This is a genomic window from Lederbergia graminis, from assembly GCF_042655485.1.
Taxonomy (GTDB): domain Bacteria; phylum Bacillota; class Bacilli; order Bacillales; family Bacillaceae_C; genus Lederbergia; species Lederbergia graminis.
In genome coordinates this window covers 416,921-436,575 of record NZ_JBHSMC010000014.1, presented here as the reverse complement: position 1 = coordinate 436,575, position 19,655 = coordinate 416,921, and the positions used below count along the sequence as shown (strand labels likewise).

Here is a 19,655-nt window from a genome sequence, read left to right as displayed (position 1 = left end):
TATTTATCCGAGATTGTGCTGAGAAGAATAGGAAATTATTTTTCCATAACGAAGGAATTTACAACTTCTTCTAACTTCATACCTCTTGATGCTTTGACTAAAATAAGCTCATTGCCACTTATCTTATCGTGAAGTGTGGTAATTAGTTCAGATTTATCTATAAAGGCAAAAACGCGATTCTCAGGAAAATTCTTCCGAGCACCTGCAGCTATATGTTGTGCCAATGGTCCAAAAGTGAACACATATTTTATGTTCGCTGGATTAATTAGTTCGCCCATTTGCACATGAAAATTTATTTCTTGATCACCAAGTTCTAACATATCTCCTAACACAACGACCTTATCCCGCTCCACATTTAAACTCTCCAGCATCGAAATAACTGCCTTCATCGATGTAGGACTCGCATTATAGGCGTCATTTAATATCTTCGTGTTCTTCACACCATCATGCCATTCCATTCGCATACTGGATAATGCGACAGATTTCAATCCGGCTTTCATCGATTCAATGGAGATGGAAAGTTCTCTTGCAGCTAGTAGGACTGCTAGTGAATTTAAAATGTTGTGTTTCCCTGCAATTGGCAAATAAAAACTACTTTCTGAAAGAGCAGGTACACTAAAAGAGCTTCCTTGCTCATCCATTTGGATATCAACAGGATAGAATTCATTGTTTGCTGTTTCACCAAAAGTAAACGAATGTGGTGCATCTACATTCGCTAAAAGTGGTTCATCGCCTGGATAAATAAATAAGCCATTATCTTTTAGTCCTTCTAAGATTTCTAACTTAGCCTCGGCAATACCTTGCCTTGATCCTAGATCTTGTAAATGCGCTTCTCCAATATTGGTAATGATTGCTACATCTGGACAAGCAATCTTCGTTAATACAGAAATCTCTCCTTTTTGACTCATTCCCATTTCCAGAATCGCAACTTCTGTTTCTTCTGGCATGGAAAGGACCGTAATTGGGAGACCAATATGGTTATTAAAATTCCCTTCTGTTTTATGAACTTTATATTTTTGGGCAAAAACTGCTGCTGCTATATCTTTTGTTGTTGTTTTCCCATTACTGCCGGTAATCCCGATCACTTTTACATTCAATTGATCTAGATAGGATTTTGCTAATTGTTGTAATGCAAGCAATGTATCCTCCACCATTAAAACGGCTGTGTTTTCCGGTGGATTTGGCATATCTTTTTGCCATAGTACTGCAGATGCCCCTTGTTCTAACGCCTTATCTACGTAATCATGGCCATCTGCTTGTTCCCCCTTCAGAGGAACAAATAAATTTCCTGGCTTAATTAATCTTGTATCAAAAGCTACACCGTTAATACGAACGTGATGATACTCGGAAACATCATTTTTCAGTTGAATCATCTGTGTTAACTGTTCAATCGACCTATTGATCATTATATAACCTCCTTTGCATTAGAAAGGTGTCTCACAAGGGGCATATGTTTTGCTCCAGAGACACCTTATTTTTTAAGATTGATGTATATGTGTGATGCTTTGTTTTTCTTGATAACGCTCAAGAGCTAGTTCTACTAAACGCTCAATTAATTGTGGATAATCTACACCTGTATGTTTCCATAGGAGCGGGAACATACTAAACGGTGTGAATCCCGGCATTGTGTTCACTTCATTAATAAATGTTTTGCCATCATTCGTTACAAAGAAATCTGCTCGTATAAGACCTGAACAATCCAACACCTTAAAGGCATTTGTTGCCATCGTTCGTAGTTCTGTATATTGTTCCGCAGTTACTTCTGCAGGAATAACGAGAGCAGTTTCCCCATCTAAGTATTTTGACTGGTAATCATAAAACTCTTTCTTCGGTACAATCTCACCAGCTACTGAACATTCAGGAAAATCATTTCCTAACACACCGATTTCAATTTCTCGTGCTGTTACGCCTTCTTCTATAATAATTTTGCGGTCGTATTTAAATGCTTCGATAAATGCCTTATCGAGTTCTTCTCGATTATCACATTTAGATATTCCTACACTGGAACCTAAATTCGCTGGTTTTACAAAACAAGGGTATCCGAGTTCCTTTTCTACTTGATCATAAGCTCTTTCAGGTGCTGCTTCCCATGTGCTACGAATAAACCATACATAGTTCACTTGCTCCAACCCTGCCTGAGCAAACAAATTCTTCATGATCACCTTATCCATACCTGCAGATGAAGCAAGCACACCATTACCAACATAAGGTATATTCAATAGTTCTAGCATTCCTTGAACTGTACCGTCTTCACCATTTGGTCCATGCAATAATGGAAATACTACATCGTAAGAAAAATTCTCGGTTAATGCATTAGGATATATTTGTTGACCATTATCTACAAATTGTAATTCCTCTACACTTTCAACAGGTCCTGTTAATTCTGGACCTTTAAACCAAGCTCCTTCTTTCGTAATGAAAATAGGATGAATCGCAAATTTACTCGTATCCAAAGCTTGGATAACAGCTTTAGCAGTTTGCAATGACACTTCATGTTCGGCTGATTTACCACCATACAATAAACAAATATTTTTCTTCATTTTTATCCTCCAGGCTATACAGATGTCTTTTATTTTACCACGAAGGGAAAACAATAATCTAAAATTTTATTATCTTACTTTCACTTACTTAATAGTATGGGCGAATGACTAGAACGTGCAAAGAAAAGCGCAATGCTTTATGCTTCTATACTCCGGTCAATTCCTTATCTTTTATCATACCTGATTCCCAATACACTACTCTCGTATGATAGGTTTTCAGTATTTTCTTCAAAGAAAAAACACGGAATTTCCCGTGCTTACTTATATCTTGGAAGGGATATACGCTTCCCATTTTTCTGTTTTTCTGTCAAACACAATCTTCCCGTCTGGTTTTCTTGATTCGTTTAATTGTTCATACTCGTCATACATTTGATCCATATCGATTAAATCTCCAATAATCCAGACCGGTATTTCTATTACGGAACGATTCTTTAACATGTTTTCAATGGAAATAACCATTCCTTCTTTCATATGATCGATGAAAGGCATAAGAATCTCTTTTGGGATTGGGTGCACCATCTTCTTCTTTCTAATTGGGAATAATGATTTTTCCTTCTGATTGTTTACTTTGCCAGCAATCGTAGACCCTAGCATAGAGAAGAAATGATCCCAATGGCGATAATATACTTTATTAAAATGTCCATCATCACCAGCTAGATAAGCGAATTGATTATTCAACTTGCCATAGAACGGAATATGTAGATGACTTTTCATATGACCTAAGTAAAGTAACTCAGCAATTTCTTGGCCATTTAATAGATTCACATTTTCTTCATTCGTAAAATCGATCCAGCAAAAGTCACCATACCCATAAACATCTTCCGCTAACAATTTATCGATTAGTTCTTTGTCCGCATATTCTAAAAATGTGTGCATATTGAAATGACTTTCTTCAAAGCGATGTTTTAATAATAAAATATTATGTATTTGAATCGGAATGCCTGCCATGAATTCATGAAACTCAATCCCAGAAGATAGAATAAAATGATCGGAATCATTCATGTAAATATAAATATATTCCCGTTCACTAACTTGCCTTTTCATTTAAAGCACTCCTGTCAAAATTTATATTACTATCATACCAAAATTTCATATGTTAAGGGCTTTTGTATCAATAATGTAATATTTTGCAATAATTTTAATGAAAGCCTTTACCTATAACTTAAGATAAATATAATTAATTCACCTCTTTTCAGGGTAAAGTAAGTGTAACTTTACTTTTTTCAGGAGGAGGTTAAGCCATTGCTTATCATTAATATATTACTTGTGATACTGCTCATTGCCTTGACAGCGTTTTTTGTGGCATCCGAATTTGCAATCGTAAAGGTAAGAGTCTCCAGAATTGATCAACTAATTGTAGAAGGCCATCCAAAAGCACTCAAGGCAAAAAGACTGATCAATAACTTGGATGGATATTTATCAGCTACACAGCTTGGAATTACTGTAACTGCCCTTGGACTTGGCTGGCTGGGGGAACCGACAGTACAAGTAATGCTAAATCCACTTTTTCAAAAACTAAATATCCCCTCCTCTATCACTGATTTTCTTTCGTTCCTAATTGCATTTGTCCTTATTACCTTTTTTCATGTAGTAGTCGGAGAATTAGCCCCAAAAACAATGGCTATTCATAAAGCAGAGGAAATTACATTAGCATTCGCTGGAGCCTTAATTTTATTTTACAAAATCATGTACCCATTTATTTGGCTCTTAAATGGAGCTGCTAGACAAATTGTAAGGGTATTTGGCATAAAAGCTGCATCCGATAGTGAAATTGCTCATTCTGAAGAAGAATTAAGAATTATTTTGTCAGAGAGTTTAAAAAGCGGTGAGATTAATCAATCAGAATTTCGATATATGAATAATATATTCGAATTCGACAATAGAATCGCCAAAGAAATTATGGTGCCGCGGACAGAAATTTATCATATTGATAAAAGTGATTCTATAGAAGATATTATTGCGATGATTAAAGAAGAGCGCTTCACCCGTTATCCTGTAACAGATGGAGATAAAGACAATATTATCGGTCTCGTAAATATAAAGGAATTCCTCACTGATTGTGTTCATGGAAATTGTGCTGAAACAGAATGTATTATGCCGTATGTAAAACCGATCATAAAAGTAATCGAAACAATTCCAATTCAGGATTTACTCGTTCAGATGCAAAAGGAACGTACTCATATGGCAGTGTTATTTGACGAATATGGTGGAACAGCAGGGATTATTACGGTAGAGGATATACTAGAAGAAATAGTTGGAGAAATTCGCGACGAATTTGATGCAGATGAGATACCTGTCGTAAGAAAATTAGCAGATGACCATTACTTATTAGATGCAAAAATGTTAATTAGCGAGGTTAATCAACTACTTAATATAAACCTTTCAGATGAGGATGTAGACACAATTGGAGGCTGGCTGCTTACTCAAAAATATGATTTGCAAGAAGGAGATATTCTAGAGGAAGAGTCCTATATATTTCATGTTCACACAATGGAAGGTTCTCATATTAGTGTTGTCGAAGTTCGTAAAAACTGAAATAAAAAGGCAATTTTCCACACTATTTCCCGAGAAATAGCGAAAGCCTAGTTAGACAAAAAAACAAGCTAGGTATGTATTCCTGTACATACCTAGCTTGTTCGCCTTTAAGAGTATTTTTGGATAGACTTGACATCTTCAAGTAATTTATTAATTTCAAGTCGAGATTTCGTTTTAGAAATCTTAACACCAATCTCTGTAAGACTACTTATCACTCTTTGTAGCTGTTCATGATCTCTTTGCAAGAAAGACCACCTCTTTAAGATTTGACATCTTAATCATATTTTACATGAAAAGAATCTTGATGTATATCCTTTTTGTAAAGCGTAATCTTTTTGTCAACTATTTTGTTTTTACTTTACCCAAAAAATTTAAGAATAACCTAATTCTAGCAAAAAATTGCTAGAATTAGGTTGATTTATGAACCCATTGTAGTGAAAATACTAATTAAAATAGGGATGAGTATCACAATAACGATAAATACCCACGCTATGGGCCGTGCAAAATTGATGGTCCATCCACTACCAAATCGTTTTTCTACCCAAACAGAGGGATCCGAAGCATTCATATAGAAGATACCTAACTTCCAATATTTATCCTCATCACGATTAATGATTTCACCGTCTTTTCCTGTGACAGTTTTCACTCTGCTTCCGCCTTGACCAGTTACAATCGATATGATAATAGCTGCGATGACAATTACGGCTGAAACTACAAGTGAGCTAATAGCAATGATTTTATAGTCCATAGAAAGAATAAGAGATAATTGAATTAGTGCGAACAACAGGACTAAAGCTGTGCCTGAAAATACCATGAACGCAGACCATCTTCTTCTAAAAATGATATTTTGTTGAATGGACTTTTCTGGATTAGCTGCATCGATCTGTTGGCGGCTCCGTCCAATCATCGAATTTAGAAAGATAAACATGACTAACATAAATAATTGAGTTAAAGGTAAACCAAATACGGAAGCATACGATTTTTCTACGATATTCGTTACATTGCCTTCGAAATCATATTGCATTGGAAATTCGTTTGGAATTTTGTCATAAAATATTACGGTTATCGCAAATGTTGCAACTGTAATTAACAAAGCAAATATAAACCATGCATTTGATAAGGTTAATTTCTCTTTCCTGAAGTTAGTATCTATAATGACAGTGTCATTTTTTCCTTTTCCCCAGCTACTGTTTTCTTTTAACTTTTTCATTTTTTTATGAAATTCAAGATAAATAAGAAAAGAAGTTAACAAATATAAGATGATTGCTAGTAGAAAGATAGTCATAGCGGAAGTTGCATCATTAATTATGCCACCAATTAGACTAACACTTAATAATGTAAAGCCGACAATCCCTGTCTTTTTCACATAGCTTTTACGAAACTGTTTTACTTCTTCATTATTATAAACCGCTTCTGGTATTGTCACTCCGAAGCTTTCTGTTTTCCGAGTGATATATGGTGTAATAGCGGTAATAACGATGATTGGAATATATAAAATTAATATCACCAAAGCTGTCATAGTATCCCTCCATTATTGTTTTATATCTTTAAATATTGTTTGGCACATCTTTAAGAACTCACTTTCTCCCATTCCACGGCATATAGCTTCACTAATAAATGGACGAAGACCTGAATTTAAAGATTCCTTATATTCATCATCTAATCCAGGCATCCCATCTGGATTAACCACTACCCCTTTTTGTCTGTGAATTAGAATAAAACCTGCTTGTTTAAGCAATTGATACGCTTTATTAACCGTGTGCATATTGACTCCTAGGTCAGATGCCATCATTCGTACCGAAGGCAAAGCTTCCCCTTCCTTTAATTGCCCAGATGCAATCCCTTCAATGATGGAATTCCGTAGCTGTAAATATATAGGAGTTTCCGATTCTAAATTAAGTTTTAAAAGCATATTCTTCACCACCTCCATCACTTTCTATCTGTTATACTAATTATATAACAGATAGAAAGTATATACAACAAAAAAGGCCACCCATTTTTGGAAAGCCTGTAGCAATATTCTTTATATATTTAGTCCCAAATTTATCTGCCTATTAGACCTAGCAACGCAATGCCTTTTCGCTTTTTCTTTTTTTCCCTTGATGATTCAATCATATTAAAAAGCTGCTGATCTCTTTCACGTTCCTCAATCTTTTCCGTTAAATTTTCGACCTGTCTTACTAACGCTTTATTCATTTCTGTTAATGCAGCTTGTTGTTTCTCTAATTCTCTCATCTGCTCAATAAATTGTGTTAATTCATTGTTTGCTGGCGTGTCAATACTCTCATCATTATCTTGATGAGTCATTTTCTCATCCGCATTACCATTTTCCCACAGTACTTTTTCCGCTGCCTGTTCAATCGTCAGGCCCATCGTTGTTATCTTTTCCATCATTAACGAAATAAGCGTTAAATCGGATTGCTCAAAAATACGCCCATTGTTCGTTCCTCTTGCAAAATGATGCCCTTTTGCCTCTAGTTCAACTGCATACTTTCTCAATGAGCTTGTCCCTAATCCTAATTCCTTGGCCGCCTCGGAAGAATAAATTTGCTGACTCAACAGAAACCCTCCCTTTGCTTATTACTAATACAATTCAACAAGAACAACTACTTTCCCTTGCTCTAATACTGTTGATTTACAGGAGGTTTTGTCAGCATCCACACATAAATTTCGAGTAAATATTCCATTTAAAAAATAATTGTATGACAAGCAATTATTCCCTCGAAATTTAGAGTTTATATAGAATTGATTATTTCTCTTCTATCATTTTTAGGACTATTTACGAGCGATGAAATTGGATATAACTCCATTTCATCTGCAGGATAAGAAACGAGCTGAGTTTTCAATAACTCCGAGTCTTCAATGGAGCGATCCAACCATATTTGTTCCGATTCTTGGGTAAGAATTACCGGCATTCGATCATGAATATCTTTTACTACATCGTTCGCTTCCGTAGTGATAATGGTGCATGATTGAATTGTTTGGTCACCCTGCTGCCAACGATCCCACAGACCAGCAAAGCCAAATACCTCTTTTGATTTTAATTGAAAACGATAAGGCTGCTTCTCTTTGCCATTTCGTTTCCATTCATAAAATCCATCTGCCGGTATAATACAACGTCTCCTAGATAATAGTCGTTTAAAGCTCGGCTTTTGATCCACCGTTTCCATTCTTGCATTAATCATTTTATACCCTATTTTCGGATCAGCTGCCCAAGATGGAACAAGTCCCCATCTTAATGTACCAACTCGATTCCCCTTATCAGATCCTACAATAGCCATAACTTCTTGGCTAGGAGCGACATTATACCGTTCTTCCCACTCGAAATCTTCTAATAAATCAAACCCAAATCTTTCTGCTATATCCTCTTTGTTTGCAAACAAACTATACCTTCCACACATTGGGACCATTCACCGCCTATATACTTTTTCTTATTTCATACTTTTTAACGTGACAGCAATTATTTCTGGTCGATTTAAAATTCTAAATGGAATAATACTATTACCGAGTCCTCTACTTACAAACATTGTTGTATTCCCTTGCTCATGCTTACCTGATGTATAAGTTGGAAACCATCCTTGACCTGGAGCGATGACACCACCCAATCCCGGGATTCGCACTTGTCCACCATGTGCATGTCCCGAAAATGTGACATCCATTTCTTTTTCTACATATACATCAAATACTTCCGGTCGATGAGACAAAAGAAGTGTGAATGCATTTTTTGGCATACCTTCCATTGCGATATCAATGGAATTAGCTACAGCAACTTCTGTTTCATCCGTAACCTTCATTAGCGGATCCTCTATTCCTGCTATTAAAAGTATTTCCCCATTTTGTTCAATTGTAACAGCTTCATTTTTCAATACAAATACTCCGAGAGATTCGAGTGCCTCTGTAATTTCATCCACTTCATTAACCGCAACCTCATGATTCCCTGTTACATAAAATACTTCTGCAAAGTCAGTTAATTGCTCTACAAGATCAAGACTGTTCTGAAGTTTGTACCGATTGCTATCTATTAAATCTCCAGTAATAAATATAAAATCTGGATTTAAGTTTTTTACTTTATCTACGAGTTTTATTTGTTTATCACCGAATGTAGCATCATGGAGATCTGATAATTGAACGATTTTCATCCCATCAAAGGACGATGGGATCCGCTCCGATTCGATTGTATATTCAGTTGTTTGTAACCAGTTATTATTTATATGAAGGAATGCCCAAACAAGGCCGACAAGAACAATAAAAATAGTAATTTTTCGTTTCATACACGTAACCTTTCAATCTAGTTTACTATTATCTTATCACAGCGACTGGTAGGACATTCGTCTTTTTTAAGAGTAGTTGTTCAGAACATTTGCTTGTCGCCGATAGGCAGGCGCATCACGCATTTCTTTGCCCGCGGAAAGCGAGCGCCTGAAGCGGAAATCAAAAGTCAAAGTAAAAAGGGCAACCGATAAGTCTATTATGACTTTTCGATAGCCCTTAAAAATTATTACTTATCTTTTTTTTCTTTTATTTCGTTGCCCCATAGTTTTTTGCCGTTGCCCATGGCTTTTCTCCATTCGTGACGCCATCTGTGCACGTCCATGAAGTTGATTTCAGGCATGTTTTGGCGTTGGTCTTTACCTGGAAGTTCTGGGAATGGCTTATGTGGTTCTGTTTGATACCAGTAAGAAACCGTACTAATATCAAGTGTTAAGTTATTGTTATGACCATGTTCGATACTTGCACGTAATGACTTATCAAAATAGATTGGGTCTTCCAATAAGAATCTATAACAGTGTGTTCTGCCCATCCATCCTAATTTATCAGGTACCTTTGCATATCCGAAATACGGGTGAATATACTCTTCATTTGGGCACCAAGAACTGTTGAAGAAGTCTTCTGTACCAGTTCCATGTAACGATCCTGGCCAATCTTCGCCATCAACTAAAAACATGTCATCGCCTTCTCCATACCACATTGGTCCTGGGCTATCGACATAATAGTTTACACCGACAAAGTGTCCTTTTCCTTCAATGTCCGCAAATAAATAGTTATCTTTGTCAGATTTATTTTTGCCAACTTCTCCAACAAGTCCCCATTCCGCTTCTCCATCTTCAGGATGTACCTCTGTTAACTCACGATTCCACCAAGCATGGAAACGACCAGCAGTATCTGGAATTGATGGATGCTCCTCGTAATCTACATAATAATAGAAACTATCAATATTATGTTCTGATTGGTTTTCTATTGTAATTCTAGCACCGTCACCGAATGGCATTGGGAAATAAGAGTTTAATGCTTTCCCTGCTGCAGGAGCTGCTGCTAATGGAAGTGAAGCAAAATTATATTCCTCTCCCCATCCTTGTCCAAAGAAATCGCCAAGTGGAGATTCAACACTTGGATTTTCCTCGCCATCCCAATACATTCTAATGATTGCATTACGGCGAATAAAGTTATCCGGTGTCGAAATCGTAATCCAAATATGCTTAATAATTCCTGCACCACTAATATTGGCAATCTCAGCAGTTTCCCCTGCTTTTATAACAATCTTGTCATCATTTCCTCCAGTGCGATCGTAACTAGAGATACGTTTCGTTTTAATACCGTCTTTAAGTTCAAAAATATTGCTTAATGGTCCCATGCTCATCCACCTCTTCTACGAAGTAATCGTTTACATTTATGCTATCCTATATTCGACAATAAATCAATAGATAAATAGAAAATATATTCGGACAGTTCAAAGACCGCCCGAATATTGTCGACACCTTATCCTTTAATTCCTGTCATCGCAATTCCTTCAATGAAATAACGTTGGCCGATGAAAAAAACGATGATGACCGGTAATGTGATAAACGTTGCTGCTGCCATTAATAACGGCCAACTTTGTACATATTGTCCTGCTGCTAACGAGGCTATTGCTAATGGCAATGTTTTCATAGAGTCACTACTTATTACGAGTAGTGGGAAGAGAAAATCATTCCATGCACCTACAAATGTAAATATCCCTAGTGCTGATATTGCTGGTTTACTAATTGGTAAAATAATTTGGAAGAATATCCGTGCTTCACTTGCTCCATCAATTCTTGCAGCATCAATAAAATCATCGGGAATACTTAGCATAAACTGACGCATAATGAAAATTCCAAATGCAGTAGCTAATCCTGGTACAATAAGTCCAAAATAGGAATCTAAGAAACCTAACTGTTCCAATATTAAATACACAGGAATCATCGTTACTTGTCCTGGGATCATCATCGTCGATAGCAATAATAGAAAGAGAGGTTCCCTTGCTCTAAAGCGATACTTTGCAAAAGCATAGCCCGCCATACTATTAAACAATAAGCTAAATATCATGATAATAGTTGTTACAAAGAGGCTATTGAATATATAGCGACTAAAATCAGCAATCTCCCATGCTTTTAAATAGTTTCCCCATTGAAATTCTTCTGGCAACCATGTGACTGGAATAGTAAACACATTTTGATCTGTCTTTAATGACGTCAAAATCATCCATAAGAACGGTACGAGCATCGTAAAAGCACCAATCAGGACAACAATGACAATGGCAACGCGGAATAACAACCTAATCGTAAATCTTTTACTACTAGTTTTTTGAGCATCTACCAATGTGCTTCCCTCCATTCTTACTCATTTTAGTAATGTACTCTTCCCATAAATCGATATTGTACGAGAGTAATAGCTAAGATGATAAAGAACAAAATCATGGATAAAGAGGAAGCATATCCAAACACCCATTCTTTAAATGCCTTTTGGTAAATATAAAATACGATTGCATATGTCGATTGAGCCGGTCCTCCACCAGTAATAATAAAAATCTGGTCAAAAATTTGGAATCCACTAATGACTCCCATCGTACAAACAAAAAATGTAGTAGGAATTAATAACGGCCATGTAATATAGCGAAAACGTTGAAAAGAATTTGCACCATCAATTTCTGCAGCCTCATAGTATGTTTTATCAATGCCTTGTAAACCAGCTAAATAAATGACCATATTAAATCCAATTACTTTCCAAACTCCAATTACAATCAACATTGGCATTGCAAGCTTTGGATCTCCGAAAAATTGTTGCTTAGCAATACCGATACTGGATAACCAATCATTAACTGGTCCAAACTGCGGGTTAAATAACCACATCCATACAAAAGCTACTGCTACCATTGACACTATCGTTGGTAGAAAATACGTAGCTCGTACAACATTTCTAAGTGGGAACCATTTCTTATTTAAAATGAGAGCAACTGCAAGAGATATTGCTACTGCAGGTATTAATGATCCAAATACATAATAGATAGTGACAAAAATCGATTTCCTAAATAGTTCATCCTCAACTAAGTACGCGAAGTTTTCCATCCCAATAAATTCAGGAGGGTTAATTGCATCGTATTTAAAAAAGCTTAAACCTAATCCCCCTAATGCAGGTAATGCGACAAAAGTGATGACAATCGTTAATGCCGGAGCAAGAAACAACCATGGAGCAATTTGTTTTCCAGTTATTTTTTTTCGTTTTTTGGGTAATTGATTATCGGTAGTTGCATTCGCCTGTATTCCCATTACTTTCCCTCCTTACAAGGTCGTAATAGTCCAACTGTTAATGGAAAGGCTGTCCAAAATGTCCTAAAAATGAAAAAGTGATGATTAGGTTAATCTATATAACTCTTTCTCTACCTGTTGATTTCCGCTACAGGCACTCGCTTTCCGCGTGCGGTTCGGTAAGCCTCCTCGTCGCTAAACGCTCCTGCGGGGTCTTACCCTGACCCTTCATCCCGCAGGAGTCTCGTGCCTTCCTCTACAATCAACATTGTGCTAAAGAATTAAAATTTTATCATAACTAAAAATCAAATAATGCTCTTAGACAGCCTACTACTGTTTAATCTTTTTGTTGCTGGATTGTTTTATTAATATTTTCTTCTGCTTTTTTCAATGCTTCTCGCGGTGTTACCTTTGATCCTTTGACTAAAACAGACTGAATCGCATTATCTACTTCCTGTTCATAAATACTGTGGTAAGGACCTACCCACTCTTGTGTATCCCATTTATTATCAAATGTTTCTACAATCCATGCGGCCTTATCCTTAAATTCTTCCTCAGAGTCTATTCCAGGAATATCTTCCAATCCTGTCACATTTTTAAATTCTTCACTATTTACGGCAGAATATCTTGCAGGCGCTGCAACCCAAAGTGTTTGCCAATATTGAGTTAATGCTTCTTTTGTAGATAAGAATTCTGCTAGTTTCCACGCTTCATCCGGATGCTTACTATCGGCACTAACTGCCCACATAACGGATTGTGCTCTTACTACTTTTCTATCACCTTTTGGAAAACTAGTAGCTTTAAACTTGAAATCAGGTGCTGCCTTTGTAATTGACGGGGCCATCCATGTTCCATCTAAATACATGGCAGCTTTTCCAGTTTGGAAGTATACGTCAGGACCAATTTGTCCCATTTCGGATTGATATGGTGTTAAATTGAAATCTACCATTAGCTGTTTCCAATACTCTAGAGCTTTTATCGCCTCTTCTGAACCAATCGTGGATGTTTGCAGGTCTTCACTCCAAATGGAACCATTAAAGGCCATTACATAATTCATGAAATTCCAAGCATTCCAACCTTGAACTAATCCATAACGTTCTACATTATCCCCATTTTTCTTTGTTAAAACTTCCGCGTCCTTCAACATTTGCTCTAATGTATAATCATGATCTGGTTCTTTTAATCCTGCTTCTTTAAATGCTTGAGGATCGTAATATAAAGCAAATAAATTCTCATCTTGTGGAATCGCATATGTTTTTCCATCCATTGTTGCTACTGGCCAAGCTGCATCAACAAAATCACTTCGATCAATTCCTGATTCTTCAAAGTAATCATCTAAAGGAAGATTCATTCCCTTTTGAATAAAGTTTGGAACATCTGCAGCTCCTTGTCTGATAACATCTGGTGCATTATTCCCCGCTGCTAGAGTTAATATCTTTTCTCGATAATTCGTATAGTTATTGAATTTAACCTTAATATCTGGATTTTGTTTTTCAAATTCTGGAATGTAGATTTCTGTATACAGTTTATCTTCCCAAGGCATGCCCCAGACGGACATACTGATTACGGTTCTGTCATCTTTTCCACAACCAGCAAGAAACAATAAGCATGAAAACGCAAGTATTGCGACAGCCTTTTTCATGTTCAGCACCCCTACCCTAATTTTTATCGAATATTTCATGAGGAGAAACTAGAGATGTATACTACCCTCCTTGTCCACTAAAACTTAGTAAATGATTATGCAAGTAAAACGTTTTCATTACCGCAATACTCAAATTCGAGACTTTCGGAGTAACGACACAAGTACTATTAACTAACAAAAATAGGAGCTGGGAAAGAGGTATATGGATGCAAATAAAAACCGAACTATAACTTGTTTCAAAACAAGATAGTTCGGTCACTTTATCAATTATAAAAAAATTTCTAGTTACCAGCGGAGGAAATACACGAAGACTCCTGCGGGAATAAAGGCCTCGATGAGACCCCGCAGGCGTTTAGCGCCGAGGAGGCTCATTAGCCGCCCGCGGAAAGCGAAGTGTATTTCCGAAGCGTTATAGCTACACTTACATTGTTCGGATTTACATTCAAGTCAAATGGTTATGTCCCAGCCTCTGCTTATTGCTGTTCTTCTTGATTATAATATTCTACTGCATACATGGCGCCTTCACTTACCATTTTCGTATCCTCTATATCGTGCGGGTCAGGGTTTCCGGCTTTTTCTATTAGCTCATCACACGCACCAGAGGATCTCCCAGTATAAATAACTTTCACTTTTTCCATTACTTTCCTTGAAACCTGTACTAATTGATCTCTATTATTCTTGGAAGATAAGTAAGAAGCTCCTGCTAGACCAATTCCTATTACTACATAAGGACTAATGCTTTTAACTTTACTCATGCTATCTTCCTCCTTAAGTCTTTGCCTATTATTTACCCCAATTATGAAGTTCCTAACATGACAAAAACATTAAGAATACGAAGATTGATTAAATAATTGTTTCACTAACCTTTGCAGCTTGAATAATTTCGCTTATTTCTTGTCTCTTTCCAGAAGCTAGTAATTCAACAATTTTACTACCAACAATGACGCCATCACAATAGCTACTTAACTCACGAACCTGTTCTGGTGAGGAGACTCCGAATCCTGCTAACACAGGGGCGCTTGAAAATTGTTTTAGGTCTTGCAAATAGTCGGATAATCCTTCCTCATATTTGCTTCGTGCTCCAGTAGTTCCTTTTACCGTTACTGCGTAAAGAAATCCTTCCGTACTGCCAGCAATTTTTTCAATTCGGCTTTTTGGACTAGTTGGTGAGACGAGACGAATTAATGCGAGTCCATGCTCACTAAATGTAGGAGTGACCATATCCTCTTCCTCCATAGGCATGTCTGGGATGATAAGTCCGTCTACACCTACTTCTACACAACGAGCTGCAAAATGCTCAATTCCATATGAAAATATTAAATTGAAGTATGTCATGAGCACAATTGGAATCGAACGGGATTCTTTCCACTCGGACAAATTTTGCAATACGCCATCTAATGTCGTACCATTTGCCAGTGCACGTAATCCAGCCTCTTGTATCACTGGTCCATCTGCAACGGGATCAGAGAAAGGAATACCTAGTTCAACAACAGTGGCTCCACTATCTTCTAGAAACTGTACCTGTTCCCTTAAGTTTTCTAGTCCACCATCACCAGCCATAATATATGGAACAAATGCTTTATCCCCTTTTTCTAACACTTTTGCAAAAGCTGCATCTATACGTTCTTTCCCCATTACTTCCCGCCTCCAATTGCTTCTCTCACTGCATCTACATCTTTATCGCCTCTACCAGATAAACAAATGACGAGCGTTTCTGTTTCTTTCATTTCTTTTGCTAGCTTCATTGCATATGCAACGGCATGTGAACTCTCTAGTGCCGGAATAATTCCTTCTGTTTTCGATAAGAATTGAAATGCCTCTAATGCTTCAGAATCTGTAACCGACGTATACGTTACACGACCAATATCTTTTAAATGAGCATGTTCTGGTCCCACTCCTGGATAATCCAGTCCAGCGGAAATAGAATGTGCACTTTGGATTTGACCTGCTTCATCTTGTAGCAAGTACGTTAATGTACCATGTAGCACTCCTGCTTTTCCATCCGTCAATACTGCTGCATGTTTTCCTGTCTCAATTCCAGATCCTGCAGCTTCTACCCCATAAATCTTCACATCTTCATCTTCAATAAACGGATAGAACATTCCTGCTGCGTTACTACCGCCACCAATACAGGCAACAACCGCATCAGGAAGCTTCCCTTCTTGATCTAACATTTGTTGTTTCGTTTCATTCCCAATGACACTTTGGAAATCACGAACAATTCTTGGGAATGGATGTGGACCAACAACAGAGCCTAGAATATAATGAGTGTCTTCCACATTTGCCACCCAATAACGAAGCGCCTCATTAACCGCATCTTTTAATGTACCGCTCCCTTGTGAAACACCACGGACTTCAGCACCAAGCAACTCCATACGGAATACATTTAGTTGCTGACGTCGGATGTCTTCTTCTCCCATAAAAACAATACATTCTAAGCCAAGTAATGCACAAACAGTCGCTGTTGCAACACCATGTTGACCCGCACCTGTTTCCGCAACAACCTTGTTTTTACCCATTCTTTTCGTTAACAACGCTTGCCCAATCGTATTATTAATTTTGTGTGCACCAGTATGATTTAGGTCTTCACGTTTCAAATATACTTTTGGCCCACCTAATACTCTCGTTAAGTTTTCTGCAAAATAAAGAGGTGTTTCGCGACCAATATATTGTTTTAAATATTTTTCCATCTCTTGCGCAAATGCTGGGTCTGCAATTGCTTTTTCATATTCTTGTTCTAATTCCAAGACGGCTGTCATTAATGTTTCTGGAACAAAGCGGCCACCGAAATTTCCGTAACGGCCTTTATGATCTGGTGATGTGTAAGTTGCCATTTTTTGTACTCTCCTCTAATTTTGCATTTTTTATAAAAGCTCTTATTTTCTCTAAGTCCTTTACTCCGTTTGTTTCGACACCACTTGATACATCTACCATTATTGGTTGTACCTGTTTAATTGCCGTTTGCACATTTCCTGCATGTAATCCACCTGCAAGAATAAATTTACTTCGTTCAATTGGAAGGTCTCGTAATAAATCCCAATCAAAAGGAATACCACTGCCCCCTCGGAAATCAGTACCAGGACTATCAAGTAAGAAATAATCTACATGATTATCATAATCTAACAATCTATCTAAATCTGCTTTCGTTCGTATCGAGAAAGCTTTTACCACTTTGTATGGAACACTTGCACAAAATTCCGGTGTTTCATCCCCATGTAATTGGATATAATCGAGATTTGCAACTTCTGCAATGTGCTTAATATTCTCTAACGTTTCATTTACAAATACTCCTGCAGCCTTCACATTGTTAGGAAAAAGCCTTCTTAATTCCGCTGCTCGTTCGGGTGAGATTTTTCGTCTACTTTCCGCAAAAACAAATCCAATGACATCGGCACCTGCTTCACATGCAGCTAGTGCCGCTTCTTCCGACATAATGCCGCATATTTTAACTTGCACCTATTTCAACACCTTTCGAAATGGAACACGGAAATCATGAATAGTTGCTGCAATATCATCTGCAAGCATTAATGTTTCACCAACAAGGATTGCTTTTGCTCCAGCAGCTTCAACAAACTCTACATCTTGCTTCGTCTTAATTCCACTCTCACTCACTAAAAGGATATTTTCGTCTTTTAGCATTTCAGCAACCCGTTCTGTTACACCTAGATCTACGTGGAATGTTTTCAAATCACGATTATTAATGCCGACAATTCGCGCACCAATTCTAAGTGCTACTTCTGCCTCTTCTTCATTATGAACTTCAAATAATACATCTAAATTTAATGATCTTGCATATTGGTAAAGCTCGCGTAATCTCGCTTCTGGAAGTGCCGCTGCAATTAGCAAAATGACACTAGCTCCATGATCTTTGGCTACATCAATTTGTACCTCATCAATCATAAAGTCCTTGCAGAGGAGAGGAACATTCACTGCGTTCGCTACCGCTGAAAGATCTGCCATAGAGCCTTTGAAAAACTTTTGATCTGTTAATACAGAAATAGCTCCCGCTCCAGCTTCCTCGTAGCTCTTCGCTTGTAAAATAGGATCCACCCCGTCATTTATAATCCCTTTAGATGGTGAAGCGCGTTTTACCTCAGCGATAATATTTAATTTGTCCGCACTCGTAAATGTTTCATATAATGATGGGCGTTCTTTCAATGGTGTTGCTTGATGTGAACTGTAAATTGCTTTCAGCTCACGGACCTCTATTTCTTTTTGAGCAATGATTTTATCTAATATTGTTGCCACTTATACCACTCCTTGCTTACTTTGTTCAACTAAGAATTGTAATTTCGCTAAAGCTGCACCAGAATCAATACTCTCTTTCGCCAATTCAATACCTTCTTTAATCGTAGATACTTTTCCATTCGCATAAATTCCGATTCCTGCGTTTAATAAGACTGTATCACGGAACGGGCCTTCATCGCCTCTTAAAACACTCATCATAATATTTGCATTTCGTTCAGAATCGCCACCAAGAATTTCTTCATTCGAATAAGTCGGCAATCCAACTTCTGATGGATGAAGTGTGATTGTTTTTAAATTTCCGTCTTCTAAGATGACAAGGTGGTTATCCCCAGATAATGTTCCTTCATCAAGGAAGCCAGATCCATTAATAATCACTGCACGCTTTCTACCTAATTTCTTTAATACTTCGCCCATTAATTGTATTTTATCACGTCGGTAAATTCCTAACATCTGTGTATCCAGATTTACAGGATTTGTTAGTGGTCCAATTAAATTAAAAATTGTCGGTACACCTAAGTCCTTTCTAACCTTCATCACTGCTTTCATTGCAGGATGTACATTCGGTGCAAATAAGAAGGCAATGCCATTTTCTTGCAATAATTCAGCTGTTCTTTCCGGGCTATTATCCAGTGAAACACCAAGGTGTTCGAGAACATCTGCACTACCCGTTTTGCTGGAAACACTACGATTTCCATGCTTTGCAACTGTAATTCCGGCACCAGCAATTACAAACGCTGATGTCGTACTAATATTGAAACTTCCAGAACGGTCGCCACCAGTTCCACAGTTATCGATCACACTTCCTTCTACTGTAAAAATTGCAGGAGATTTTTCACGTATCGCCTGGACTAAGCCAGTAATTTCATCCGCTGTTTCTCCTTTCAATGACAATAACCCTAAGAAAGCACCTGCTTCACTTTCCGTCACTTTTCCGTCAAATAGTAAGCGTGAAGCCTCTGTCATTTCCTCCATCGTTAAATTTTCACCGTTCATTAATTTTTGTAAGTATTGTTTCATCATATATTCTCCTCTCCTTATTTTTTAAAATAGAAAAAGCCCCCTGTAAATGCATGCTTCACATTTACAGAGGGCGAAAAGTCCGCGGTGCCACCTCAATTGAGGAAATGAATCCTCATCTCTATGAAT

20 protein-coding genes and 1 other annotated feature (1 of these 21 cut by a window edge) are annotated in these 19,655 nt (G+C 37.3%); of the genes, 1 reads left to right on the top strand and 19 read right to left on the bottom strand.

Annotated elements, in window-relative coordinates; translation table 11 throughout:
* Positions 1-35: 35 nt before the first annotated feature.
* The 3 genes from ACFPM4_RS12290 to ACFPM4_RS12280 form a co-directional block, all read right to left on the bottom strand.
* Entirely contained in the window at positions 36-1,406 is a 1,371-nt protein-coding gene (locus ACFPM4_RS12290; RefSeq protein ID WP_382351989.1) for a UDP-N-acetylmuramoyl-tripeptide--D-alanyl-D-alanine ligase, read from the bottom strand.
* 72 nt (positions 1,407-1,478) lie between these two features.
* A complete protein-coding gene (locus ACFPM4_RS12285) occupies positions 1,479-2,540 on the bottom strand; it encodes a D-alanine--D-alanine ligase (protein WP_382351986.1) in 1,062 nt (353 codons plus the stop codon).
* Between the two features lie 261 nt (positions 2,541-2,801).
* A complete protein-coding gene (locus ACFPM4_RS12280) occupies positions 2,802-3,584 on the bottom strand; it encodes a hypothetical protein (RefSeq protein WP_382351983.1) in 783 nt (260 codons plus the stop codon).
* A gap of 198 nt (positions 3,585-3,782) precedes the next feature.
* Here ACFPM4_RS12280 and ACFPM4_RS12275 point away from each other — a divergent pair, with 198 nt between their 5' ends.
* The gene (locus ACFPM4_RS12275; protein WP_382351980.1) at positions 3,783-5,075 is read left to right on the top strand and encodes a hemolysin family protein; all 1,293 of its coding nucleotides are present in this window, start codon (positions 3,783-3,785) and stop codon (positions 5,073-5,075) included.
* Between the two features lie 107 nt (positions 5,076-5,182).
* Here the strand turns inward: ACFPM4_RS12275 and ACFPM4_RS12270 are convergent, their stop codons facing one another.
* The 16 genes from ACFPM4_RS12270 to trpD form a co-directional block, all read right to left on the bottom strand.
* Entirely contained in the window at positions 5,183-5,320 is a 138-nt protein-coding gene (locus ACFPM4_RS12270; RefSeq protein ID WP_186324795.1) for an Lmo0850 family protein, read from the bottom strand.
* A 173-nt stretch (positions 5,321-5,493) separates the two neighbouring features.
* On the bottom strand, positions 5,494-6,594 hold the full coding sequence (locus ACFPM4_RS12265; RefSeq protein ID WP_382351975.1) for a DUF1648 domain-containing protein: 1,101 nt from the start codon (positions 6,592-6,594) through the stop codon (positions 5,494-5,496).
* A 12-nt stretch (positions 6,595-6,606) separates the two neighbouring features.
* A complete protein-coding gene (locus ACFPM4_RS12260) occupies positions 6,607-6,987 on the bottom strand; it encodes a GntR family transcriptional regulator (RefSeq protein ID WP_144925492.1) in 381 nt (126 codons plus the stop codon).
* A 131-nt stretch (positions 6,988-7,118) separates the two neighbouring features.
* Positions 7,119-7,634, bottom strand: a complete 516-nt coding sequence (locus tag ACFPM4_RS12255) for a hypothetical protein (RefSeq protein ID WP_144925489.1) — start codon at positions 7,632-7,634, stop codon at positions 7,119-7,121.
* Between the two features lie 176 nt (positions 7,635-7,810).
* Positions 7,811-8,476, bottom strand: coding sequence for an SOS response-associated peptidase (locus ACFPM4_RS12250; RefSeq protein ID WP_144925486.1), 666 nt, complete (start codon positions 8,474-8,476; stop codon positions 7,811-7,813).
* Positions 8,477-8,506: 30 nt separating this feature from the next.
* On the bottom strand, positions 8,507-9,346 hold the full coding sequence (locus ACFPM4_RS12245) for a metallophosphoesterase (RefSeq protein WP_382351970.1): 840 nt from the start codon (positions 9,344-9,346) through the stop codon (positions 8,507-8,509).
* Between the two features lie 227 nt (positions 9,347-9,573).
* A complete protein-coding gene (locus ACFPM4_RS12240) occupies positions 9,574-10,707 on the bottom strand; it encodes a glycoside hydrolase family 172 protein (RefSeq protein ID WP_382351967.1) in 1,134 nt (377 codons plus the stop codon).
* Positions 10,708-10,832: 125 nt separating this feature from the next.
* The gene (locus tag ACFPM4_RS12235) at positions 10,833-11,693 is read right to left on the bottom strand and encodes a carbohydrate ABC transporter permease (RefSeq protein WP_382351964.1); all 861 of its coding nucleotides are present in this window, start codon (positions 11,691-11,693) and stop codon (positions 10,833-10,835) included.
* Positions 11,694-11,719: 26 nt separating this feature from the next.
* On the bottom strand, positions 11,720-12,640 hold the full coding sequence (locus tag ACFPM4_RS12230) for a carbohydrate ABC transporter permease (RefSeq protein WP_144925473.1): 921 nt from the start codon (positions 12,638-12,640) through the stop codon (positions 11,720-11,722).
* Between the two features lie 316 nt (positions 12,641-12,956).
* Positions 12,957-14,261, bottom strand: coding sequence for an ABC transporter substrate-binding protein (locus ACFPM4_RS12225; protein WP_382351960.1), 1,305 nt, complete (start codon positions 14,259-14,261; stop codon positions 12,957-12,959).
* Positions 14,262-14,734: 473 nt separating this feature from the next.
* Positions 14,735-15,016 (bottom strand): hypothetical protein, encoded by a 282-nt coding sequence (locus tag ACFPM4_RS12220; protein WP_144925467.1) that lies wholly within the window; start codon positions 15,014-15,016, stop codon positions 14,735-14,737.
* Between the two features lie 88 nt (positions 15,017-15,104).
* Entirely contained in the window at positions 15,105-15,896 is a 792-nt protein-coding gene (gene trpA, locus ACFPM4_RS12215) for a tryptophan synthase subunit alpha (RefSeq protein ID WP_144925464.1), read from the bottom strand.
* Positions 15,896-17,095, bottom strand: coding sequence for a tryptophan synthase subunit beta (trpB, locus tag ACFPM4_RS12210; protein WP_144925461.1), 1,200 nt, complete (start codon positions 17,093-17,095; stop codon positions 15,896-15,898). Before trpB ends, trpA begins: the two co-directional genes overlap by 1 nt.
* Positions 17,067-17,717: a phosphoribosylanthranilate isomerase gene (locus ACFPM4_RS12205; protein WP_382351956.1), complete on the bottom strand. Its 651-nt coding sequence runs from the start codon at positions 17,715-17,717 to the stop codon at positions 17,067-17,069. Before ACFPM4_RS12205 ends, trpB begins: the two co-directional genes overlap by 29 nt.
* A complete protein-coding gene (gene trpC / locus ACFPM4_RS12200; protein ID WP_382351953.1) occupies positions 17,718-18,509 on the bottom strand; it encodes an indole-3-glycerol phosphate synthase TrpC in 792 nt (263 codons plus the stop codon).
* A complete protein-coding gene (gene trpD / locus ACFPM4_RS12195; RefSeq protein WP_382351950.1) occupies positions 18,510-19,526 on the bottom strand; it encodes an anthranilate phosphoribosyltransferase in 1,017 nt (338 codons plus the stop codon). It lies immediately after the preceding gene.
* A 66-nt stretch (positions 19,527-19,592) separates the two neighbouring features.
* Positions 19,593-19,655, bottom strand: a binding site (T-box leader); it runs 176 nt beyond the window's last position.